We start from the raw sequence: 270 nt of genomic DNA on the forward strand, positions 1-270 counted from the left end.
GTGTCGTTAGGCATCACTCTGTTTTTGATGACGGCAAAGCCCATGATCACGATGTTTCAAGATCACCTTAAGCGCACCGAACTTAACGAGTTCGTTAGTGCGGTTTTTTCGTCAATGGAAAGACATTATTGGGTTGAAATGAGAGATGTGGGGGCGAATTGCTTAACCCACACGCCAACGCCAAACTACGCGACTCTGCTGTCCTATGGTTTGATGCAGGATTACCATCTCGAAGATGGTGAAGTGATGTGGTTCGATGCTCTATCAACC

Annotated in this window: 1 protein-coding gene; it reads left to right on the top strand. The window is 46.7% G+C overall.

The genetic code is table 11. The features are described 5' to 3' along the window. Positions 1-42 precede the first annotated feature (42 nt). Positions 43-270: hypothetical protein (locus tag AB4585_RS22845; RefSeq protein ID WP_372171092.1), on the top strand; the 228-nt coding region annotated here is incomplete at its 3' end.

The organism is Vibrio sp. 10N.222.49.C9 (genome assembly GCF_041474985.1).
GTDB classification, from domain to species: Bacteria; Pseudomonadota; Gammaproteobacteria; order Enterobacterales; family Vibrionaceae; genus Vibrio; species Vibrio crassostreae_C.